This is a genomic window from Prevotella sp. AM42-24, from assembly GCF_003461825.1.
Lineage (GTDB): Bacteria > Bacteroidota > Bacteroidia > Bacteroidales > Bacteroidaceae > Prevotella > Prevotella hominis.
In genome coordinates this window covers 20,337-46,089 of the sequence record NZ_QTXV01000006.1, presented here as the reverse complement: position 1 = coordinate 46,089, position 25,753 = coordinate 20,337, and the positions used below count along the sequence as shown (strand labels likewise).

Annotated in this window: 8 protein-coding genes; 6 read left to right on the top strand and 2 right to left on the bottom strand. The window is 46.0% G+C overall.

Going from position 1 to position 25,753, the window contains the following annotated elements:
• Genes DW917_RS03460 through DW917_RS03435 form a run of 6 tightly spaced genes read left to right on the top strand, consistent with a single transcriptional unit; the run spans window position 1 to window position 14,527 of the window.
• On the top strand, window positions 1–3,417 hold the full coding sequence (locus DW917_RS03460; RefSeq protein ID WP_118116524.1) for a SusC/RagA family TonB-linked outer membrane protein: 3,417 nt from the start codon (window positions 1–3) through the stop codon (window positions 3,415–3,417).
• A 25-nt stretch (window positions 3,418–3,442) separates the two neighbouring features.
• On the top strand, window positions 3,443–5,269 hold the full coding sequence (locus tag DW917_RS03455) for a RagB/SusD family nutrient uptake outer membrane protein (protein ID WP_118116522.1): 1,827 nt from the start codon (window positions 3,443–3,445) through the stop codon (window positions 5,267–5,269).
• Window positions 5,270–5,301: 32 nt separating this feature from the next.
• Window positions 5,302–7,440, top strand: a complete 2,139-nt coding sequence (locus DW917_RS03450) for a fasciclin domain-containing protein (RefSeq protein ID WP_118116520.1) — start codon at window positions 5,302–5,304, stop codon at window positions 7,438–7,440.
• A 49-nt stretch (window positions 7,441–7,489) separates the two neighbouring features.
• The gene (locus DW917_RS03445; RefSeq protein WP_118116518.1) at window positions 7,490–9,337 is read left to right on the top strand and encodes a fasciclin domain-containing protein; all 1,848 of its coding nucleotides are present in this window, start codon (window positions 7,490–7,492) and stop codon (window positions 9,335–9,337) included.
• A gap of 26 nt (window positions 9,338–9,363) precedes the next feature.
• Window positions 9,364–12,654, top strand: coding sequence for a SusC/RagA family TonB-linked outer membrane protein (locus DW917_RS03440; protein WP_118116516.1), 3,291 nt, complete (start codon window positions 9,364–9,366; stop codon window positions 12,652–12,654).
• A 31-nt stretch (window positions 12,655–12,685) separates the two neighbouring features.
• Window positions 12,686–14,527, top strand: a complete 1,842-nt coding sequence (locus DW917_RS03435; protein ID WP_118116513.1) for a RagB/SusD family nutrient uptake outer membrane protein — start codon at window positions 12,686–12,688, stop codon at window positions 14,525–14,527.
• 629 nt (window positions 14,528–15,156) lie between these two features.
• On the opposite strand, the gene DW917_RS03430 is transcribed toward DW917_RS03435, so the two are convergent.
• Window positions 15,157–15,891 carry a hypothetical protein gene (locus tag DW917_RS03430; protein ID WP_147344109.1) on the bottom strand — a complete coding sequence of 245 codons (735 nt, stop codon included), beginning with the start codon at window positions 15,889–15,891 and terminating at the stop codon, window positions 15,157–15,159.
• A gap of 5 nt (window positions 15,892–15,896) precedes the next feature.
• Window positions 15,897–25,580 carry a LamG-like jellyroll fold domain-containing protein gene (locus tag DW917_RS03425; RefSeq protein ID WP_158570065.1) on the bottom strand — a complete coding sequence of 3,228 codons (9,684 nt, stop codon included), beginning with the start codon at window positions 25,578–25,580 and terminating at the stop codon, window positions 15,897–15,899.
• Between the last annotated feature and the right edge of the window lie 173 nt (window positions 25,581–25,753).

Genomic DNA, 25,753 nt, shown 5'->3' with positions numbered 1-25,753 from the left:
ATGAACAATATAAGAACATACATAACCGTAGGTGCCTTATGCAGCGCTATGACAATCTCTGCTCAAGACCACCGTATCTCAGGTACCGTATCTGATGAGTTCGGTCCTGTCATCGGCTGTAATGTGATAGAGAAAGATGCCAACAACCGTAACGTGAACGCTACGATTACCGACGTGAATGGTAACTTCCAGTTAGCTATCAAGAACCCGAAGAATAAGTTAGTTGTCAGCTACGTAGGATACAAGACCTTTTCACAGGTCATCGGTTCGCAGACCAATTTCCAGGTACAGCTCAAGGACGCCAACGAGTTGGGAACAGTCACCGTAACCGCCAAGCAGCGTTTCCGCGGTGATGGTTTGAGCATCCCAAAGGACGAGGTATCTGTTGCTACCCAGACCATGAACATGGATATCGTGGATGGTCTTGCCTTCACCAGTGCCGATGAGGCATTGCAGGGTCAGATTGCCGGTCTCGACATCGTAGCCAACTCCGGTAACCTCGGTGCCGGTACTACCATGCGTATGCGTGGTGTAACCACCATCAACGGTTCTTCAGAACCTCTGATCGTTGTCAACGGTAACATCATGGACGTGCCAGATGCCAAGGATACAGACTGGTCAACCGCAACAGAGGAGACCTACAGTTCTTTGCTTTCCATCAACGTGAACGATATCGAGAGCATCGACATCATGAAGGATGCCGCTGCTACCGCTATCTGGGGTGCCCGTGGTGCCAATGGTGTCATCAGTATCAAGACCAAGCGCGGTAAACGCGGTAAGATCCGTATCGACTACAACTTCTCACTTCAAGGCAACTGGCAGCCTAAGGGTTACAACCTCCTCTCGGGTGATGAATATACCATGCTGATGAAGGAGGAACTCTACAACCCTACACAGAATCCTTCTGCTACCACCAACATCAATGAGTTGAACTACAACAAGAGTTGGGCTGAGTACAACAACTGGAACGACAATACTGACTGGGTGAAGGCAGTAACCCAGACCGGCTGGAACCAGAGCCATGGTCTCACCATCTCGGGTGGTGGTGAAAAGGCTGTATTCCGTATCTCTGCCAACTATGACCATCAGACCGGTACCATCATCAAGCAGGTATTGAACCGTTTCTCTACCCGTTTGAACCTGGAATACTACGTGAGTGACAAACTGAAGTTCACCACCGAGTTCCCATTGACATATACCAAGAACCAGAAGAGCTATGCCAACATTTTGGGTAAGGCGCTCTCCATGGCTCCTAACATGAGTATCTACCGTGAGGATGGTAACGGCATCGATACCAACGAGTACTACATCATGCTGCCTTCAGCAGAAAAGGACGAATATGGTTCATCCGTCAGCGGTACTTCTTCTCTCCAGCTGAAGTCTGTACGTGATATCGGTAACCCTGTGGCTATCGCCAACTTGGCATGGAACAACGAGAGTACCTACCGTATCACTCCAGACTTCCGTATCAACTACTATTTCTTAGGCAATGACGACCACAAGACCCGTCTCGACTACGAGGGTCAGGTTTATCTGGACATCTTCTCCAAGAGCAACCCTACCTATTGCCCAGGTTCGTTGAGCACAAACGGTTGGAAAGACAATAGCTACAACCTCTATACAATGGATGACTACAACTCATTCCAGTTCCAGACCCGCCACCAGCTGATCTTCACTCCTAAGTTCAAGAATGAAGATATAGCCTGGATGATGTTGGGCCGTTGGGAGTTGACTTCCGGTACCAGCTACGGTCAGAACGTAAGTGAGCGCAAGTTGCCATTGGGTGCACAATCTCCTACCCTTCCTGCCGAAATCTCCAACATGTCCACCAGCAATGGTGAGTGGCGTAGCATGGCAGGCGTATTCTCTACACACTTGTCTTACAAAGGTCGTTACAATGCCGACTTTACAGTACGTGCCGACGGTACTACCCGTTTCGGTGACAACAACAAGTGGGGTTACTTCCCTGGTATGTCTGTCCGCTGGAATATCAGCGATGAGCCTTGGATGAAATGGTCTCGCAAGGTGCTCTCTATGTTGGCATTCCGCCCATCATGGGGTGTGAACGGTAGAACTCCAAGCAGCGAGTATCTGCAGTATGCGAAATATGCAGCCGGCAGCCAGTATGGTAACGGCAATACCCTGCTTCCTTCTACCCGTGTAGATGGACTGCAGCTCAGCGATCTGAAATGGGAGAAGACCACCTCATGGAACATGGGTGCCAACTTAGGACTCTTCGACGACATGATTGAGGCTGACTTCAACTACTATTATAAGAAGACGAAAGACTTGCTGAACCCAGGTGTTGCCATTTCTTCACAGACCGGTTATACCACTTTGGCATGGAAGAACATCGGTTCTATGGAGAACAAGGGTTGGGAATTCAACATTACTGCCAAGAAGTTCATCAAGGCAGGTAAATTCTCTATGGATGCCAGCTTCAACATAGCCCAGAACTTCAACAAGATCACAGAGATGGACCAGACCGTGCTCGATGGTATCAACGAGGACTGGTCTGCAGATAGCCGCGGTAAGTACTTCAAGCGCATCCAGGTGGGTAATGCCTTAGGTTCTATCTTCGGTTTGCGCCACAAGGGCGTATATCAGTACTCCTATGACTATCTGGAGAACTTACGTCGCCAGGGTTATGTCATGGAGGGCAACGAGAAGATCATGATCAGAGACAACAACGACCTCGTGGATTACCTCAACAACCGCTTCCTGCCATCTGGCAAGACAGCTCCTATCGCCCTGAACAGAGATGGCAAGGTGATTACAGGTGCTGACGGCAAGCCTTTGCGCATGACCTACAACTCCAAGGATGGAGGTGAGACCTACAAGTTTGACGGTGGTGATGTGATTTACGAAGATGTCAACCACGACGGTACCATCAATTCATTGGATATGGTTTATTTAGGCAACTCAAATCCTAAGTTCTCAGGAGGTTTCGGTTTCACCTTCCGTTATGGCAACTGGTCATTGCGTACCAACTTCGTTTACCGTACCGGTTTCAAGGTAGTAAACTTTGCACGAATGGGAGTAGAAAAGATGTATGACACCACCAACCAGAGTACAGCTGTGAACTGGCGCTGGCGCAAGAACGGTGACATGACAGAAATTCCACGCGCACTCTACAACTATGGTTACAACTGGCTCGGTAGCGACCGCTACGTGGAGGATGCCTCATTCCTGCGTTTCAGCTACGTCAGTCTGAGCTACGATGTTCCAAAGAAGTTCCTCAAGAGCGTAGGTCTGAACACCTTGCGATTCGACTTGAGCGGTCAGAACATCTTCGTTTGGAGCAAATATAGCGGTACAGACCCAGAGCATGCAAACAACGGTTGGAACTTTGCTTCAGACAGTTCACAGACACCACGAAGCAAATCGTTCACCCTCCGCATGAGAATCGGAATTTAATCCAACACAAAAACAGAGACTAACAATGAAAAATAAAATAAACAATATCGTCAAGAGTTTAGCCGTAGCAGCCTTAGGTATGCTGTCGCTTAGCTCATGCAATGACTTCCTGACCATCTATCCTACCGACAAGACCATCGGCGAGAACTTCTGGCAGACCAAAGATGATGTCACACAGGTGGTAACTGGCGCTTACACCGCCATGATTAATGGAGGAATCATAGAAAGAATGATTATGTGGGGTGACTTCCGCTCAGACGAGTTGAAGAAACATCCTTCACTGAAAAACACCACATTGGATGATATTTCCAAAGGAGATTTATACCCAAGTAGCGGTTACAACTCATGGGCATGTTTCTATAATGTCATCAATACCTGTAACATCGTATTGGCTCATGCACCAGCGGTGATGGAGAAAGACCCTGAGTTCACCGAGGGTGACTACCAGACAGCCCGTGCCCAGATGTTAGGTTTGCGTGCCCTCTGCCACTTCTATCTGATTCGTGCCTTCCGTGATATTCCTTACGTGACAAAGGCATACGAAAATACAGACGACATGAAGTTGGACGGCCAGCTGGCACCAGATTCTACCCTCCAGCTCTGTATCGAAGACCTGAAAGAAGCAGAGAAGGGTTGCTACAATTACGGTATCTTCGGAGAGGACGACTGGCGAACAACCGGTTTCCTCAGCAAGGATGCCATCAATGCCATTCTCGCAGACGTATATCTCTGGAGAGCTTCTCTCTGGAGCGGTACAGATGCTGCCAAGAGCCAAGAGTATTATCAGGCATGTATTGACCATGCTGACAAGGTCATCAACTCCCACAGAAACTATTTCGAGGCTAACATCAAGGGCACCAGCCAGGAGTCAGTTTACCGCAACAGCAGACAGCAGTACTACTTATATAAAGGTCTGTGGGCTGACTACTATAACTTCGTAAGAGGTAACTCCTCTGAAAGCGTCCTCGAACTTCAGTTTGACGGAGAGAAGAACTCAAACACCCTACTGTGCAAGAGTTACTTAAAGTGGGAGAAGCAGGAGTCTGGCTACGGTATGATGGTAGGTACATCTACAGTGGGTGGTGCCATCGGCGACAATCCATCTCCAGCAACCAAGAGTGCTTCTACGGCAACATACTTCCAGTCTGAAAACGACTACCGCTTCTACAACAGCAGCTATGGTGTGAATGATGACAACTACTCTTCTTATGAGGTGAAGAAGATGATGAACAAAGAAAATGCCATTTACGACATTCCAACCCGAAAGAAAGGTAGTATCTATATCCAACCACTCCGTGACTTCGACAAGTTCGACCAGAACTGGATCATCTACCGCATCACAGACGTCATGCTGATGAAGGCAGAGGCTCAGATTCAGCTGGCAGGTACAGAAACCAACAAACTGAAGAATCCATTTGCCCTGATCCAGGCTGTGAACCAGCGTTCTATCAGTACGACGGCACTCAAGGACACCTTGGTTTATCAAGACAACTACAACAAGGCAGACAAGATGGAATTGCTTTGCCTCCAGGAAAGAGGACGCGAGCTCTGCTATGAAGGTAAGCGCTGGTTTGACCTGGTGCGCTACTGTTACCGCCACATGACGGGTGTAGATCCTACCAAGACACTCTACGAGATAGATCCTAACGGCAGTAATCTGCCAAGTCTTGCCAACAAGGGCAACAATTTCAAGGACATCCTCGCTACCAAATATAGTACAAACCTATACAAGTTTAAAAACGAGGGACATCTCTACTGGCCTATCCTGAACAGTGAGACCAAGACCAACAAGCTGATTCACCAGAATCCTGTTTGGGTAGAGACACAAAGTTCTGAGAGAACAGAAGAATAACATTCAAGAAATTCATAATTAAGTATAGCTTTATGACAAAGTTCATTCATAAGATAGGTGGCATGGTAGCAGGTGTAGCATTCGGTGCACTCGCCTTCACTTCATGCTCCGAGCAAATAGATGAAAGCAACCTCTATACTTTCACCGGTGAAACCATCACCGACTACTTGCGAAGCGATTCCACTCTTTCGGATTTCGCAAAGATAACAGAGTATGCTGGTTTGTCAGACCGCTTGTCTGCATACGGAACCTATACCTGCTTCGCTCCAACCAACGAGGCGGTAAAAGAATATATCAAAGAATTGTGGGAAGATAAAAAGTCTGCAAATCACAATGGACTCTATACAGGTGATGTAAGTGAGGGAAACACGATAGATCGCCTTTGGAAGTCCGAGAAACGTGACTCACTCTGCAAAGATATCGTAGAGGCACACCTTACGGGTCTGAAGAAGACGAGCAATGATTTGCTGGCAGGTTCGGACATCACCATGATGGGCGGTAACACTCACTCACCAAAGCGTGTGGGTGACGACATCACCATCGATGGAACCACCAAGATCATCAACAAAGACCACGAGGTGGAAAACGGTGTGGTTCATACCATCGACAAACTCTTCTACCGCTCTACCAATTATATTATAGACGAAATGGAGAACATGGGTATCTATAGTATCTGGTGCGATGCCTTGAAGCAGACGGGTCTGGATGAGGTATTGAAGGAGCATATCCGTACCAACGGTATCAACTGGTTTACCATCGATCCAGAAACCAAATATCCTTTTGCAGAGTATCCTACAACCTGCAAGGTGGGATTCACCGTATTTGCAGAGACCGACAAGGTACTCCAGAATAAAGGTATTACCAACTGGAAAGAGTTGGCAGCCAAGGCTAACGAGTGGTACAAGGATTGCGCTTCCTGGTACAGCTACTTGGAAGATCATCCAGAAATCAAGATCAGTACAGGTACCGACTATACCAATCAGTGGAATACATTGAACATGTTCCTCCGCTACCACATCCTGAAATATTCACTTTCTATGGATAAGTTGGTTTACTCATACAACGAGTTGGAATATGCAGATGTATATGAATATGTACGTACCTTATTGCCATACACCATGTTCAAGCTGACAGGTGTAAAGGAAAACGGTGCCGTCAGTTCAATCTGGATCAACCGTGTATTGAACAATCCTACATTGACCAGCACACCGGGTGCCAACTCTAAGGATGCATATAAAACTGCAAATACACCTGTAGAAGATGGTATCCAAGTAGCTGGCGGTTCAGCACTCTCCCGCCAGGCTTCCAATGGCTGGATTCATCCTATCAATGGCATTCTACGCTACGAGAAAAAAGTACCAAACAATGTACTCAACGAACGTATGCGTTTCGAGTTCATGTCATTGTTTGATGAAAGTATGACCAATCAGATTAGAGGTTATTCATATCAGGAGCTTTCTTCAAGATACGGTCGCAACGACCGCAAGATTGGTGCCATCCGTATCCCAGAAGGTTATTTTGAGAACATGGTTATCTACAACGGTGAGTCATCCCGTGTATATTATCTGACCAAGGACGAAGCAAAGACTGGTAACAACGGTTTTATCAAAGACTGGGATTGCTGGTTGGACTATCAGGGCGACGAGTTGTTCGTAAGAGGAGCCTACGACTTTGCCATCAAGCTGCCACCAGTTCCAAAAGACGGTACCTACGAATTGCGCTTCGGCTATGTTATCACCGGAAAACGCACCATGGTACAGTTCTCTTTGGGTCACTCTTCAGACCGTTCTACGATGACAACCTGCGATATACCACTCGACCAGCGAGAGGGCATCGAGTCAACCACCATCGGCTGGACAGACCCTGATAAGGATGGCGACTTAGGTGCAGCTACCGACAAGTCTATGCATAACCGTGGATGGATGAGAGGTCCTAACTACTTCAGTAATTACAAGAAGGGAGCTGAGGGTACAGCCCGTACGAACATCAGCCGTCAGCCACATATTCGCCGTGTCGTAACCAAACAGTTCTTCAAACAAGGTGAGGACAACTGGTTCCGCTGCAAGACAGCCATGCCAGAGAATACAGAAGCTGAGTTTGAGCTTGACTACATCGAGATTGTTCCAGCAAGCGTGTATAACCACCCTACTCTGACAGAGGATGTATTCTAATCAGGTGAATGTATTCTAACAAGAAAACAAACATAGAAATACAAAAGATATGAAAGTAAAATATATAATAATGACAGCAGTAGCAGCTTTGGGTTTCCAGAGCTGCACCGACTGGGATGACCATTATGACGTAACTACTGACGGCTCCGGTGCATCAGACAAGACACTGTGGGAGCAAATCAGCAACAACCCAAAGCTCAGCAACTTTGCAGCACTGATGGAAAAGGTAGGTTACGACAAGGCTTTGTCCACCAACCAGAGCTACACCGTATGGGCACCAAGCAACGACGCTTTCGACTTTGAGAAATACAATGCCATGAGCGACAGCTTGCTGAAGGCAGAATTCCTCAACAACCATATCGCCCGCGGTTACCATAGAGCTACTGGTGAGATCAATGAGCGTGTCCACCTGCTCAACAAGAAGGTGATGGCATTCCAAGGCAACGGACGCTATACATTGGGCAATATCGCAATCGACAGCACCAACATGTTAGGCAAGAACGGTATCATACATCTGATGAGCAGTTACATGGACTTCCGCCCTAACTTCTATGAAGAGTTCCTGCGCAATGAGAACACAACCAGTCTTGCCCAGCTCTACAAGAGTGCCATGAAGCGCGAAATCGACAAGGAGAACAGTATCGAGGGTCCTATCAAGGATGGAGCAATGACCTATCTTGATACCGTATATGTAGAGAGCAACAAGATGTTCAACTACCTGAACTCCAAACTGACCACAGAGGACAGTACCTATACCATGATTGTTCCTACAGACAAGGCATGGGCAACTGCTTATGAAAAGGTGAAGTCCTACTATAAGTATCCGAAATCCATCAAGCCTTTCACCGTAAAGAACAACGATAAGACAGGCGTATTGGAATACAATCAGGCTGGTGCCGTAACCTTAGATGCAGATAGTCTGACAGAATTATATACTACAACATCTATCCTGAGACCTCTGATTTACAGTCACACCATCAACCCTGCTTTCCAGAAGGGTGATATTCCTACTGGAGCTACCGACTCCATCAAGAGTACAACAGGCGACGTAATCTGCAACACCTTGAACTACAACAGTGAGAACAGCCGTTTGGTCTATGATGCCAAGGATCTGTTTGTGAATGCAGAGAAGAAAGTGATGAGCAACGGTAACGCATGGATTACAGATTCACTCCGCGTAAAACCTTGGGACAGCTGGTGTCCTATCATTCACCTGAGAGCACAGAACGGTAATTTCCAGGCAGCAGTGGATAAAGTATCCATCAACCAGAACGTAGCAGTAAGCAGCGACAACAGAAACAAGAATGTAGAAGGATCCATGCACGCCAACCAATATTATGAGGTAACATCCAACCTGGGTGCAGTGCCAGAGGTTTACTTCTATATACCAGAAATGTGGTACACTCCATACGCCGTATATCTGACGATGATTCCTGCCAACATCACCAATGAAGAAGCAGAGGTAACCTCACAGAAGCTCCAGGTACGTTCGTTCCAGAACGATGCTGCGGGTGGAACACTGACCAGATTCTCTCCTGTACCATTGAAGAAAGACTTCAACGTTTCTTCCAACCAAGCATCAGTAGTATTCAACTATGGTACGAACGAGAAATCCAAGATTGTGAGCAAATTCATGGGTGTATTCAATCCATCATTCTGCTACCGCAACCTGAGCAACTTCACAGACCCTGCAGCATATCCAGTATTCAACATACGTAGTGGAGACCGTGCAGTCAAAAACCAGAGTGCAGTACTGCGCATCGCAGGCATCACATTAGTTCCTATGGAAGCCGTGAAGTACTATCAGGCTCAGAAAGCATTGAACGGAGAAAGTGGTGAAGAATATAAAGATGAAATGCCAGAAATCTTCTGGGATCTCAATTCATACACCTATTAATAACACGAACTCAACAATTGAAGACAATGATAAATTTCAGAATATTGGCTATAATGGGCTTGATGGCAGTAGCTGCTGAAATCAATGCCCAAGAGACAACCGACAGCGCCGAAAAGAGAGCGAAGGAAACGGTAAACAAAAAGCAGCCAAACTATCCGATGAAAGAGGTATCTGGTACCATCTACGATGCTGCCACCGGCAAGCCTCTTAGCGGTGTGCAGATCCAGGCACTTGGAAATGCTCGCTATGCTGCCATGACCAACGAGGACGGTACCTTCACGATCAAGGTGCCTACCTTCACCACCTCGCTCTATCTGTTTACCTCACAATATGCAAGCCAGCAGGTATCTATCGCAGGTGTCAACAACATCCAGGCGAAGATGCTCAGCGACAAGTTCAACGAGATGTACACCAACGGTACGAAGTTGGGCAACGAGGCAAGCCTGAAAGCACAGGTAAGTACACAGACTTCTATAGAAGACCTCATCGGCGAGAAATTGGGTGCTGATGTACGCACCGTGAAGCGCTCAGGTGCTCCAGGCATCGGTTCTGCCATGTTTATCCGTGGTCTGAACTCCCTGAATGCCAACGCCCAGCCTCTCATCGTGTTGGATGGTGTGCCTATGGACATGCAATATGACGGCACTTCACTTCAGACAGGTATGTTCAACAACCAGTTGCTGAACATCAATCCTGCCGACATCGAGAAGGTTACCGTATTGAAGAATGGTACTGCCATCTATGGTGCCAAGGGCGCCAATGGTGTCATCGTACTGGAGACCCGCCGCGGTAGAACCATCGCTACACGTATCGATGCCAACATCGGTATGGGTGTCAACTTGGTGCCACGCCTCCCAAATGTGATGGATGCAGACCAGTATATGAGCTACGCTACCGAAATGCTCAGTACCTATCCTAAGATTGACAAGTTCTTGGAAAAGGGTTCTCTCAACTTCCTGACCACAGATCCAAACAACTATTATTATAAGACATACCATAATAATACTGACTGGAGCAAGGAAGTATATGAAACTGCATTGAGCCAGAACTACAGCATCAACGTGATGGGTGGTGATGAGGTAGGTATGTACAACCTCTCACTCGGCTATACAGACGGACAGAGCACCGTGAAGAAGAATGGTTTCAACCGTGTGAACATCCGCTTCAACAGTGACCTGAGCATCATCAAGAATTTCTTCTCAACCCAGTTTGACATCGACTATGTCAAGTTGAGCCGTGATGTATTCGACGATGGAGCACCAAGCGATTTCAGCAAGGGTACCGTTACATCTCCTACCCTCCTCGCGCTGATCAAGGCTCCTATCCTGAATCCATACCTCTACAACAATACAACCCGCGAGTTGACCTCTACATTGGCAGATGCAGATGACTTTCTGACTCCACTGAACCAGAACCTCTCATTGGCAAACCCAACAGCCTTGTTGGAAAATGGTAGCGGCAACAACAAGAACCGTATGGAGAACTCTATGTTCCATATCCGTCTGGCTCCTAAGTTCGACTTCAAGGGTGGATGGACATTGAGAGAGAACATCAACTATACACTGAACCGTAACTCCCAGCGTTACTATCGTCCAAAGGGCGGTGTTCCTACCTACTATGTAGAAGGTTTGGGTAGAGTTCAGACGCAGTCAGCTTCTATCTTCGCTAAGGAAGAAACCCTGATGAGTGATACCCGTCTGGACTTCACACGCCTCTTCGGTGCTCACTCACTCAAGGCAATGGGTGGTTTCAGATACCTCAGCTACAACTATGAGATGAACAACCCGACAGGACAGTATAGTACAGCCGGTAATGACAAGTTGCCTAACGTATCCAACAGCATGGACTTCAAGGATGCCACAGGTAACGACTACAAGAACACCTCACTCACCTGGTATGCTCAGGCAGATTACAACTATCGCAACCGCTACTTCCTGCAGGTAGCTGCCTCTATGGAGAGCAGCAGTACCTTCGGTAAGAAGGCTACAAGTCTGCGAATCGGTGATGTGGCATGGGGCTTCTTCCCAAGCATTCAGGCTGGTTGGGTAGTAACCAATGAGAACTGGGCTCCAAAGAACAAGAACTTCAACTACTTGCGCCTCAACGCTGGTTATGAAGTGACAGGAAATGACAACATCAACAACAAGGCTGCCCGTACATCCTTCGAAGTGTTGAAATTCCTGCACAACAATATTCCAGCCGTACAGCTCAACAATATCGGTAACGAGAACATCACTTACGAGAAGACCCGCCGCTTCTATACAGGTTTCGAGAGCCAGTGGCTGGAGAACCGTTTAGGTTTGGACTTCACCTTCTTCTTCAACCATACCACCAACCTTCTTACATTGAAGGACTTCACCACTCCTGTGGCAGGTGTGAAGAGTTACTGGAGCAACGAGGGTAGTCTGGACAACAAGGGTGTAGAGGTACACATCAACGGCAAGCCTATCGTCAGCCGCAAGTTCACTCTGGAATTAGGAGCAAGCATCGGTCATTATCTGAACGTAATCAAGTCGCTTCCTAACAACACAACCCTTGCCCTGAATGGTCAGGAGAATGCAGCAGTAGGCTACACATCCAGCATCTACGGCAACCAGAACATCGCAACACTCGTCAATCACAGTGCAGGCGTATTCTACGGTTACAAGACAGCAGGTGTATTCTCTACCGATGCAGAAGCAAAGGCAGCAGGCAAGGACGGCTATCTCTACCAGGTAGATGAAACCGGAGCCAAGAGCTATTTCAAGGCAGGTGACATGCACTTCGTAGATCTCAATGGCGACGGCATCATCAATGAGAGCGACAAGACCATCATTGGTAATCCAAACCCTAAGTTGTATGGTAACTTCTTTGCTCACGCTACATGGGGCAACCTGACATTATCTGCCATCTTCGGTTACTCTATCGGCAATGATATCTACAACTATCAGCGCAGCATCCTCGAGAGTGGCAATAACTTCTACAACCAAACCAGCGCCATGACAGACCGTTGGAGAGTAGAAGGCCAGGAAACCAATATGCCTCGCATCTCTTATGGAGACGAGATGGGTAACTCACGCTTCAGCGACCGCTGGATAGAGGATGGCAGCTACTTGAAGCTCCGCTCCCTCAACATCAACTACAAGATACCAGTCAACTCTTCATGGCTCCAGGGACTTCAGGTATGGGCAGAGGCAAACAACCTCTTCACCATCAGCAAGTATCTTGGCGGAGATCCAGAGATGTCTGTATCCAATGCAGTTCTTTACCAGGGCATTGACACAGGTTGCGTATCACAAGGTCGCACCTTCACTGTCGGCGTGAAGATCAACCTCTAATAATAGTACAACAATCACAAAGCATAAAAAAATGATAAAAATTAAATATTTTATTGCAGCACTCATGGCTGCTATCACACTCAACTCATGCAGTGATATGTTCGATGATGGATCCAACCGCTACATCACCAATCCATCGCTTGATGATAAAGTGGACTCCATGTTCTACATCAATGGTATATTGAAGGGTGTACAGCAGGCCATCGACCAGAATGTGCTTATCAACGAACTTCGTGGTGACTTATTGACCACCACGAAGGACGCTTCAACCGATTTGCAGAAACTGGCTTCTTTCGATTACTCCGGCACCAACAAGTACGATTCTGCATACGTTTACTACCGTATCATCAACAACTGCAACTACTACATTGCTCACCGTGATACCACGCTGATTACCGGTTCCAGTGAAGTTGCGATGAAGGAGTATGCAGAGGCCAAGGCTATCCGTGCATGGGCTTATCTCCAGTTGACCCACAACTACGGCAAGGTACCATTCTATACCAAGCCGTTGACTGATATCGCCGGCATCGAGAATGCAGCAAGTTCTGAGAAGAAAGATATCTATGGTATTACTGCTGAGTTGGCTCCAGACTTGGAGCAGTATGTAGATCTGCCAGTACCTAACTGGGGTAACTTTGAGGCAGGTACCAACGATGCAGGAAACAACAAGACTGTCAATACAGCGAAGATGATGATTCCTGTAAGATTGATCTTGGCAGACCTGTATCTGGAATCTGGCAACTATGCAAAGGCTGTTGAGCACTACTTCAACTACCTGAAGAAGAACAAAGAGACGGTTAATAACTATATGGCAAGACCTACCTACAGTCCTGATTACAATAGCTACCCTAATTCATTGAAGATGGGATACTACTGTATGGTTTCCAATACATCAGACTGGAAAGTCCGCTATATGAACGACTTGGAAACTGATACTTATGTAGCAATGGCTACCAACAAGTTGCGTGGTGAGATTACAGCTTTGCCAGGCCTCTTCGGTTACAATTACTATACTTCATCAGATGGTACGGTAGTAAACGAGAAGATTTCTCTTGAACCTACCAATGCCTATATGAATTTGAGCAACAGTCAGGACTTCTACTATGCAACTGGAAATGGTAACGGCAGTTCTGAATTCAACATCAAGAACCTGATTTTCGCTAAAGCCTCTATCGGTGATATGCGCTACCACTGTTCATACGAAAGAGTGAAGTTTAGTACACAGGTGGAATTGGCTAAGGTCATCCTGAAGTATTACAATGCCAATATCACATTGTACCGAACTGCAGGTATCTATCTGAAGTTAGCTGAGGCTGTAAACCGTATGGGACATCCTGATGTAGCATTCGCCGTGTTGAAGGATGGATGGAATCATACCTTGGAAGAGGACACCACCTATATGACCCAGGAAGGCATCAAGTTCCTCAAGACCACCTTGCCATTCCTGACTCCTGAAAACCGTGTCGTTTTCAATGATGAAAGTGAGACCAATGGTGTTTCTTTTGGTAATCAGGGTATTCACGCTCGCGGTGCAGGCTTTACCATGGGCAATGGTTCCGGTTATCAGTTCCAGAATGAGATTAACAAGAAGTTGGCTCAGTTGGGCCATGCTTACCCTGCTAATGCAACAGCAGAAGACAGTTTGAGAATCAACCAGGACTGTGTAGAAGACCTGCTCTGCGATGAAATGGCATTGGAGCTTGCCTGGGAGGGTTCCCGCTATGGCGACCTCTGCCGCATTGCACGCCACAAGAACACAGACAGCTATTGGGGCACCAACTACGGTTCACTCTGGCTTCGTGACAAGCTTGCATTCAAGAATCTCAGCATAGACCTCAGCAATCCAGAGAACTGGTTTATGCCATTCAAATAAAAGGCTCGGACATGAGTTATAAAACATCAAGTGGCCACACTTGATATAACAAGTTAGAAACGCTTTCTCGCCTGCGAGAAAGCGTTTCGTTTGTATAAAAGCGCCTCACCCTTCACCTCTGCCACATAAACAACTGACACTCAGACGGTTACTCAAACAATTACTCATTTCCACCCTTCACCACCTTTCATCACCCTTCGTCTTGTAAAAATTTTCGCCATTCTTCACCACCCGTTATTTATTTTAGCATCTTCCGGCTTTCCATGAAAAGTGAAGCAGACTTCTATGAAGAGTGAAGTAGGCTTCTATGAAGAGTGAAGTAAGCTTCTATGAAGAGTGAAGCAGGCTTCTATGAAGACTAAGCGCAGGCTTCTATTAAGGCAGAAATAACATTCTGATGACAAACGGTGAAGGGTGAAGATGGGTGGTGAAGGGTAAATTTTTGCCCTTCACCTCCAGAACTCAAGTGTTTATGGGGGTTTCAGGCAAAAAGATGAAGGGTGAAGGGTAAATGCCTATACGAGTTGAAGAAAAAGGACTAAGATAGAAAAAAAACTTGCCTATGGCGCAAAAGTGCCCTTACTGAGGGCACTTTATTGCCATAGGCAAGCACACGATCTGAATACAACTTATTTAACTAAATATCTCTTTCCATTGACCAATATGATTGTACCAGGAGAGACTGCATCCTTGTGGATGCGCTGACCAGATAAAGTATAGACTATCTTGTCGTTTATACCTTTCACAGAGTCTGATGAAACCTCCCTGATAGCAGTAGGCGTTTCTTTGACATGGAGCACAACAGGCTTCCAGGTATCCAGACGACCATCCCCATCAGCATCAACAAGTCCCGTCGTTCCATTAGGAACAAACAGATGAACTTCCTCAGCCTGTTTTTCACAGACAGGATCCGCAACCGTACCAGCACCCTTGATTACCTTAAAGGTAATTTTCTCATGAGGCGTATCCCCAAAGATAGCCATGATGGCCACGTGATGCAGGTTGCCTGCTTTCTGCGGAAAAGGTTCAGGACACTGATTGCCCACAACATTGCCCTTCGAATCAAAAGCCACAATCTCACAATCTTCCAAGAGAACATCATTCCACATCACCTGACAGTACAAGAAAGAATTGGTATTGTATATGCGATGTTCTCGCTCATAACGGTCAAGATATTGGATTTTGCGCCAGCCGCTCTCCTTCTCCCAACCAATCTGACCAAATTTCTTATATCCGTCAGACTTTCTATAAGTACCATCCTCACAAGCCTCAGACTTGGAAGAATACTTGTCGTGAATGTCGGTCTGTGCGGACATTCCCTGTACCGCACAAACCAGACATAATATTAAAAAGAATTTTCTCATAAATCTTACTTGTTAAGATGAACGAATTTCTTGTTACCACGAATGACAACTGTCTCGATAGCATGCTTAGCCACACGCCTACCGTTTAAGTCATACGTTGCTTCTGAACTATCCTCATCCGTCTTGACAGAGCCAATACCTGTGGTAGAAGCCAAATCGATGACGAGAGGTTGGTCAAGACTACCCACGATAGCATCGTCACGATAGAACATGGTTCCAGGAATCACCTGTTCCATTCCATCCACGCTGACGATGAAGCGCAAGTTAGCACCACTGTTCTCACCAGCAATCGTGATGAAATAAAGATCCGCATGAGCCTCATCAGTCAAGGCACGAAGTTCACCATCACCATCAATCACTCTGACGACGGCATCCGAACGGACAGCACCATGCTTATCTACCACACGGGCAATGACGTTCATGTTGCCTTGATGCATCTGGGCAATCTCAGTTTTCTCATTCACTGCATCATCTCCACCCAGTCTCATGCTCTTAGCCATAGAGGTTTCCCTGGCAGCAGAAGAAGTTGCAGATGGATAATGGAAAGTCTGCTGCTGATTACGAGTAGAATAATACAAGTAACCCTCGCCCGACTTCAAAGCCTCCAAAGAGCCTACCCATTCACTACTGTTCCAAGAAGCAAAAGCAGTCTGACTCTTGACAACATCACCTTCCTGAGGTTCGAGATCAGCAAACGCATTGCCGATAGAAACGTATCCAGGAGCCTTATAGCCAATCCAGTTCCAATTAGGTTTGATGACAACAGGATCGTTGGCAACATCAATAGCATCACCGACAACAGACAGAGATACAGGCGCATTGCCCTGGATTTTGTACATCTCACCAGCTACCACCTCGTTGATGGAATTGCTGGTAGGCGTCCACTGTCCATTTTCACTGATCATATAGTTCACCTGATTCTTGATGCCAGCGAGAAGTTCATCAGCACTGCCATTATCAGGATTCACATAGAAGCTGCTCCATTGCCATCCCTTCTTGAGATTCAGGATCTGCTCTACCTTTTCCTGGGCATTCCAAACGTTAGGTGAAGAGATGGTACCAACGATATTGTCGGTCACAAACATGTTCGCCTTGTCCATGCTCACCTCTACCATCGGAAGAACTCTACCCGTCTTAGCCTCAAATACCTTATAGGTCAAGTCCTTGCCGTTGTCCTCAGCATTACCATATACATTCATGAGCACATAGTAAGCATCATAGCGAGAGAAGTAAGCAGGCTTAGCCACACCCACGCATCTGTCACCTCGGAAGGCAGCCACGATGTCATTCACGTCTTGTGACATCTCACCATTGATTTCAAGCTGACCATTGACATTCATCGTAAATTCGTAATCTGCAGAATTTACGCTCCAGTCTGGAGCCACACTCGTACTGTTCACCTTGATGACCAGAGGTTCTGGTACGCCCAAGTTACCAGTCAGGTAAATCGTAGCCTCCTGACTGCCGATAGCAAGAGCAGGATCAACCGCAAAGGTCAACTTCTTGCTGGAGAGCGCAGGCAGATAGCCCGTTTCATTCTCCAGAGTGAGCCAAGATGGCAAACCGCTTATAGTCCAAGACTCTGTAGTACCACTATTATTATTGATTTCAGCCTCGATACTCACTTTTTCTGTACCATGCTTCACGGTTTCCACTTCATCCTGTTTCCATACCAATTGGTTTTGACGAACATAGACATCCCATGTCACATTCTCAGAATAGTTGTTGTGACTGTCACGTACATTCTTGACCGTTACAGTCAGCGTGCATCCCTCGATACGTTGTGGTTGCTCTGTGAGATTTACCAGAATCTTACGCTCGCTTGCCACATATTCGAAGCTTACATTCTGCTTATCAGGTACAGACTTCAATGCCGGTACATTATCAGAAGTTGGCGCAAGAGTTACAGGCACATTAACAGGCTTAACTTCCCCAGAGCATGTAGCACTCTGGTCAGAGAGCGTTGCCAGGATGGTAGGCGCATTACCTTCATCAAGCCCACCCTCCTCGAAAGGATAGTAAGCTATCAAGCCATCACTTGCCTTATTGACACGGGCATACATATTGTTCTTGATGACATCACCCATGCGGCGGCCCTTCCAGATACGGATTTCATCTATCGCACCCTTCAGCATATCCGTAGCCTGAGCACCATCATACTTACCACCCAAGAGCAACTTACTTGTCTGGATGGCAGGAAGAACAGAAGCCATCATCTGCTTCTTAGCCACACCATCGAGATAAACCGTAGCAGAACCAGATGTACTCTTCAGCACATTGACAGCTACATGGTGCCACTGGTTGTCAGTCACCTTGTCAGAACCGATTGCATAATCAGCGCCATTCACATTCATCTTGAGCAAACCAGCCTCATCAACAAATATGTCGAACTTATCCTTGTTATTGAATCCGAAGACATTCGCCTTACCATTCTGTTTTTCCTCAGCACGGAACCAGAATTCAGCCAAATAGCTTTCCTCATGGGTTGTGGCAATCTTGGAAGCATCCACAGCCACGACGGTCTTTCCGTCCAAGGCAAGTGCATAATTCTTGCTTGCCAAATACCAGGCTGTAGCAGAAGGCAAAACGAGATTACGACTGCGAGCATAGTCGGTAGCCAAACCACCATGACCTTCATCCAGTCGCCAATAGCCCATCAAGCCATCGCTATAACGGGTCTTCCGCTCGTACATTTCATTCTGAGCCTCACTCCAAGGACGAGCCTGATTCCAAAGACTGACATCATGTATCTGACCTTGCATCTTCTCACCCAATGTGACAGGACCATTGCCTTTGTACTCACCAACCTTTAAATTGTTGAACAAGACAACATCAAAGGCATCATAAGCATAATTGGCATTGAAGGTCTGCTTCTCTGCATCATAACTGAAGCTGACAAACTGCCAGGTATTCTTCTTGAAAGCATTGTCGCTGGTAAATTTCTGTCCATTGACATCAACTACCATCTTGTCATCATCAGCCACGCTCACGGTCATTCTGCCAGCCTTCGTGCCATGTGAGAATATCTCACCCTTGGCAGAGTAACGCATCCACATATTGACGGCAAACGACTTATTGCTTAAATTGAAGTTGGCATTGGTCTTGGCACCTTCGCCACCTGTCAGATTCAGAGCCACATCATGAGCCACCTGTGCATCATTCAATTCTCCCTGGATAGAGAAGTTGTCAGCCTTGCTCATCGCCCCAGAACGAATATCCTCGTTGAAAGTCAAGGAGATTTCGCTGTCTGCGGTAAGTACGCCATTAGATGGATTAGGATTGCTAATCACCTGTGGGCGAGCCATATCCTTATAGAAGGAAATGACCTCAGAAGACTTCGTCACCTCTTCACCACCGAAGTTGCTCACCGTAATGGTACGGATGTTCCATTGTCCATCAGGATAAGTATCATTGTTTGCCATACTGAATACATAATTGAATGTACCTTCATCAGGCAACAAGCCCTTGTTCTTATCAGCAGCCGCTTCCTTCTCGCTGACTACCCACTCTTTCACGGTAAGCCACTGCGGATTGCCCTGCTGCTGTACCTGCAGGCGAACGCTCTTCATACCACGAGCATTCTTATCATAATTGCTGATGGTAAGATGCATCGAAGTACCAGTCTCCAAATTGATGGCACTCTCAGCTGACTTCAGAGAGACATCACTGCTCGTCTGCTGGAAGTAGGCACTGAGTTTCAGGATTTCCTCGATATTGCTATCACAGGTGCTTGACATACGAAGCTGCAAATCCTTATAATCATAAATGTCAGGATTGGTCTGTGAAATCTGCAAAGTCTTGGTTACTGTCTCACCTGCTGGTACGAGAATGGTACGGCCAGCGGTCACATCCTTACCGTCCATCTTGACAGCAGCACCATTTGGATTGGAAGAATCGACCACATTCAAGTTGAAGTAACTGTCGATATCAGCCTCACTGGTATTCTGCAAGTAGATGGTAAATGTAGCAGGTTTGCCACTTGGTACACCTGTCACAGAAGTTTCCTTGGCACTGAGATGAGGCTGCTCCACCTGAGCAGTCTTTGTCTGGATGGTAGTACCCGGTCTGTAATACTTGGTCTTCACCTCATCCTCGTATGGGCAACTGGTTTGTCCGGCACGAGTATAGAAGATAGGTCCAAATCCATCAGGAGCATCGATGACATCAATAGAAAGTGCATCGGCATCACCAGTCTCTACAAGCGAGAAGCCCACTTCACGAGAAGACTCCTCGGTGCTGCCATCACTTGTTGTCGCGCCACCTCCCTTTTCATCGTTTGTCAAAACCTCAACACCATTTCCATCAAATGCAAATCCAAGTTTTCCACTACCTACAATCAGCAGCGAAGTCTCGCTTTCCACGGTGAAATCCTTACTGTTCACCGATTGGGTAGAACTGGACACACTTGAACCGGCATCAAAAGAATAGTTCGTACGCTTGTACTCAGCATTCTCGATGGCAGTCACCTTTGCCTTCTCATTGTTGGCCAAAACCTGTGTCCATGCAGAAATCTGCGCATTATACCAGGCGATGGTATCGCTTGCCACATAGTCGTCCTTCAATTGAGAACCATTGTATGCACTCTTTGGCAAGACCATCTTATAAGACTCACCGCTAAGTTCACCAGACTTGGAAGCCTTGGCTCCCCAAACTTTCTTATCACTATTGTTGGAGCCTAATCTGGAATCAGTATTAGACAACTTGGTGATATAAACTGGCTTGTCTGTGTTATTGACATAGCCATCATAGCTGTTCACATGTACCAAGCAAGAGTTACGCAACTTCTTGAAGTTTGGCAGCAGTACGTTCTCCACATAGTTCTGAGTATAGGAGAACTCAGTACCATATCGAGTACCCACGCTCATCACATCGCGTTTCTCCAGTGCTGGCACACTATTAGCATCAGCCGCATAGATACCTACCTGTCGGGCATTGCCGAAATTGTAGTTCACAGAAGAACCGATGAAGACGTCACCCTGATCGCCTACATACTCCGGCTGATCGCTGGTAGAGATACGCTTGGTAGTGGTAATGGTCTGAACAGTGGTATTTCCCATTCTCACCTCTTCGTCAATCTTGACTCCCACTTCCAACTCGTTCTTCACTTCTATTTTGGTATCTTTAGTTACCAAAGCACCCATACCTGCCGTACCGGTTGTAATGGTAGTTTCGCAACCCATGCTTGCCTTGACGCTCGTCTCATTGGCATATTTTATAGTTCCACCACGCATCTTGGTGGTAGAGAAGGACTGTCCTTCCTCGATATAAGCATTTGATCCGGAGCCTGCTGGGTCACGAAGAATCATAATCACCTCGTCAGGACCAGAGGTCACGAAGTTGCTACCCGAAGTCAACTGTCCCAAGACAATGCCCTGGAATCCGTTGCCACTCCAGTTCTTCTCCACACCATCTATAGGATAGCTCATCGTGAGCGTACGGGTGTAAGGAGTCAGGATATTAGGAGAACCGGCTTGCCAAGAGTAGGTTCCATGACCTAAAGAGTCGAGCTCGATTTCAGTCTGAGAAGACTCATATACCTCACCGTCCTTGTCACCAGTGACATAGACAGAAGTACCAAATCCCATCTGGTTGGTGATGTTCACCGTATTGTTTGCCAATGGCACCTTTGACTCCTTGACAGGAGCATCAGCGTCATGGTTGAAATACTTTTCATACAAACTCAGGTCGAACTCGTAGTTGCCTCTCTGAACGAAGACAGGATAACCGAAGGTATAGGCATCCTCATTTGCAGTCTTTGGCAGAGTAAACGTTTTCTCCTTATTATATAGTTCTATCAATCTCTTGGTGCCATCTTCAGCAACCAGCTCATAGGTTGGTTCACCAAAGGCACCTTCAGCCTCTACATTCTTCTGTACCACATCCAGGATAGCCGGACTGCGGTAACTCTTCTTCAGCGATGCTACATATTCAAACTTCTTATAACCATCCTCTACTTCGATAGAATCGACAGATGTATTCTGTGGATCAGTAGCATTGATGATTTCAGCCGTATTCCAACTGATATCGCTGTTGCTGTCAATATTAATTCCAGTCACAGTATATTGAAGCGGTGGAACCATAGCAGCAAACTCACCGGTCTTAGGGTCGGTCTTGATGGTAATGATACGTGCATTATCGGCAGAACCGGAACCCACAGTAGTAGTAGAGTTACAAACAGCATCAGCAGGAACAGCAAATACTCTATCGGTCTTTGCCGTCACATATTCATAAGCCTGTCCATTCTTTTCCACACTCACATTCATACTATAAGTATCAGAAGCCTTCAGGGTCAATGTAGCCTGACCAATGTTGTTGACAGACTGTCCCAAACCAAGCGGTTTTTCATTCTCTACCGCACCACCCGTCACACGACCTACGATAGGTACAAGCGTGGTGTCGTAGAAAATAATATTAGGCATCGGCTTAGTAAACTCGAATGTCTCCATCTTATTAGCATCCTCATTCTGGGTAGGATAATATCCCATACCCTTATACGACTTGCCATCTGCATTGCAGAACTCATGACCGATCTTGCTGGCACTGATATAGTGATAGCCGATAGGCACGCTGATGGTATATTCACCCTTTTCGTTGGTTTGGATAAACTCACCATCCTTGGTGCAAGACACACCATCCACGGCAAACTGCACACCCTCTACAGGGATTGTAGTACCTTGATAATATACGACACCGCTGACAGAGAATGAACTGACATCCTGGAAATCGACACCATTGTGAACGAGCGACTGTGCACTGACAAAGCGGTTTGCCTTGGCAGCAGAGAACTCATGTGTGCCCTTGGAAGGACGGATAGTATAGCTGGTACCATCGCCAGAGAAAGGCACGCCACTGATGGTGTAGTTACCATTCACGTCGGTATATGCCGACAAGGAGAGCTGATCCTCCGAAGGCACGTCATCGGTGATTTCCATGTCGACGATTTTTCCATGGTTTCCATTAGAGACACCACCCGTCTTCGAGTAGTCATAAGCTATGGTTTGATTAGTAATACCCTCATCAAACTTATAATACAAGTAGAGACCATCCTCACTGCCCGACAGCGTGTGATTATAGTTCTTCTTGATTTGGTCGTCTGTCAATTCCTTTGTCCAGAAGCGACATTCGTCGATGACACCAGAATAAGTTTGGTTATCACCTCTGCTATCTCCATACCAAAGTCCAGATTCAGGCAAGTAATCCCTATTTGCAGACAAAATGGCATCAACCATCTTATATGCACTTGGATCTGAAATCTGCACCTTGGCACTTTGGATTTTTCCGTTTTCCCCTATAACACGCACTGTATATGTCGCATTTCCATCGAAAGAAACAGATGCATTATAGAACTTGCCCGTCGCTATTGTAATTTTCTTGTCCAAATAACGGCGGTCAATCTCTAGATTGTTATTTTTAAGATAAGATAGTCCTATACTGAGATCACCTGTAGGTCCAACTGCAAAATAGAAAAAATTGGTAGCGAAGACGTGCATACCATTTTCCGGGAATTGGTCTATCTTGATATACGTCTGTGCAGTCCATGGATTACCGAACAAAGATGCCATCGTCTCTTTAGGCTTGGCAATACCCACCTGACAGGTCACATCTTTGGTAGTGCTGAGCGCATGGAATGCCGTCAGTTTTTCTCCATCAGCATTATTTGCTTCCGCTATCACTTTCACACCTTCCACTGCCGTGCCTGTATCATAAGATATACGACCGCTGACAACTCCCGTAGCAAGAGCAAAACCATCCGTTTCTTGTGATGCACCAGGACTAATAGTTCCTGTTTCCTTACACTTGCGATAACATTCCACCTCATACTGGTAGTAAGAGCCTGGTTGAGCAGAATTATCCTCGTATGTATAAGTCTCAGCCACACCAGAAGTAGTATATATATTTTGATATTCCGCATCGCTTCCTAAGAGGCGACGGCGCACATTGAAATAGGTCAAGTCTGTACCTACTTGCTTGACATCCCAGTTGACACGCACTGTACCGCTGTAAGCTCCACGGCTTGCATTGACACTAGTCACCTCAGAGTTTCCATCAATACCACCATCACATATGTTACTTGTGAAAGTTGTTTCTTGTGCTGCAACTTTCATCATATATTGGTATTTCACGCAAGCATTGGCAATTTTGGTATCATCAAAGGAATGACTTGTGACGTTCTTGTCACTAATAGTTGTCTCATGGAAGACTTCTCCCCAATCCGTAGTACCTTTTGCACGGCGATAAACCAGAAGTTTATAAGGGTTAGAAGACGTAGCATTTTCGAAAGAATAGAAACTACAAGTCACTGTAATTTTATTATCCAAATTATTCGATGCCGATATAGACTTCAGAGGGTTGCTCGTTGATATAGACGTATAAGTACTCTTATACAAATTGGTAGCATCCTCTGGCTTCATTATGGAAGTATTCCATTCATTCGGTTGGAATGCCACATAATAATAATAAGTAGTATTGTAGTCCTTAGTATCCTCATCTGTATATGATACCTGCTTGTCAATATATGCCAATTCCTTCAATTTTTCATAAGTGCTCGAACCACTCTTCCTGCGGAAAACCACCCATTTACCCTGTGTGGTCACATGTCTAGGATCAGCAATTTCCGGTGTCCAAGAGAGGATCACATTCTTTGTCCAGGAATTGGTAGAAGTAGAAATCGACTTTGGACGTGGATATCCATTGACCCAATGGTCCCTCTCATAACTTCTATTAAAATAGACATTGTTCTCTATACATTGGCTTCCGTTAAGAGGATATGACCTATAATTGGGCGCAAAACGAGTGATAAAAGGATGCAGGCAATGAGCCTCAAAATTGTCAAGTTTCATTGTCACATAAGCCGAAGTTGCAGATTCTGTACAATCCACAAAATCCGTTTTCACCTTCTTGGGAGTAGAATTGAGATTATCCCAATAAGTTTCAATCTTGATCGGTGCGCTTGGCCAATTTACGTTTCCCTCATATTTCTTCGAGAAACGATAAGCATACCTTAAAGTACCCGATTTATCTTTACCTCCACAGTTATTATATTTTTCTTGTAGCAAATTCGTGGAATAAGCCTGAACTACCCCATTGGCAGTACGCTTAAAATCAATGTCAGGCCAAGACATCGAAGGGAAGTTGAATGTTCCGACTTTGACTTTTAGGTCATTACTGGTAGAGTTGTCCTTATATCTCCACTTTCCTCGAATCGTAATCTCATTTGAATTATTGTAAATCCAACGTTCCAGAATAAGATCAACTGTAGTACCCATCCATTTGCCTCCTGTATTTCGAATGTTACTGAGAGCGACCGTGCCTCTATAGCCATTTTTGGAAAAAGATTTTGGAGTACCAACTACCCAGTTATAATTTTTCTTCTTCAGGTTATCTTCGTTGTTACGACTACCCGAAATAAGACTCCATACTGTTTTAAGATTGATAACATCTTTACCGTTCACCTGGAGCCACACCTCATCATCGTATGCACCATTATCTCCATCCCAACAGAAAAAGTTGAAATTGAAATAAACGTGCAACGTTCCTGGAAAATTTTGTCCATGCACATCATACACCCAAGGCGTTTGCGCCTTGGCTGTTGAACCCACAAACTGTAACATTACCAATAGCAGCAGGCTCAATGCCCAATGCCGCATAGCCCAAGCTCTTCTTGGAGGAGCCAGGGCATCTCTTTTCATTTGTTGTAGAAAATGCTTCATAAAAACTATTATTAGAATTAATATATATCGAAGAACTTTATCATTCACTCTTGCCTATATCAAAGAACATGACCATTCACTCTTACTGGAATTCAAATTCAGACTGGAATCAAACACTCTTTTACTGTAATTTAAAAACGCTGTCTGGAATC

Excerpts from the sequence above, each read along its gene's own strand:
- DW917_RS03460 (WP_118116524.1), top strand. The coding sequence starts at position 1 with ATGAACAATATAAGAACATACATAACCGTAGGTGCCTTATGCAGCGCT.
- DW917_RS03425 (WP_158570065.1), bottom strand. The coding sequence starts at position 25,580 with ATGAAAAGAGATGCCCTGGCTCCTCCAAGAAGAGCTTGGGCTATGCGG.
- DW917_RS03430 (WP_147344109.1), bottom strand. The coding sequence starts at position 15,891 with ATGAGAAAATTCTTTTTAATATTATGTCTGGTTTGTGCGGTACAGGGA.
- DW917_RS03440 (WP_118116516.1), top strand. The coding sequence starts at position 9,364 with ATGATAAATTTCAGAATATTGGCTATAATGGGCTTGATGGCAGTAGCT.
- DW917_RS03450 (WP_118116520.1), top strand. The coding sequence starts at position 5,302 with ATGACAAAGTTCATTCATAAGATAGGTGGCATGGTAGCAGGTGTAGCA.
- DW917_RS03445 (WP_118116518.1), top strand. The coding sequence starts at position 7,490 with ATGAAAGTAAAATATATAATAATGACAGCAGTAGCAGCTTTGGGTTTC.
- DW917_RS03455 (WP_118116522.1), top strand. The coding sequence starts at position 3,443 with ATGAAAAATAAAATAAACAATATCGTCAAGAGTTTAGCCGTAGCAGCC.
- DW917_RS03435 (WP_118116513.1), top strand. The coding sequence starts at position 12,686 with ATGATAAAAATTAAATATTTTATTGCAGCACTCATGGCTGCTATCACA.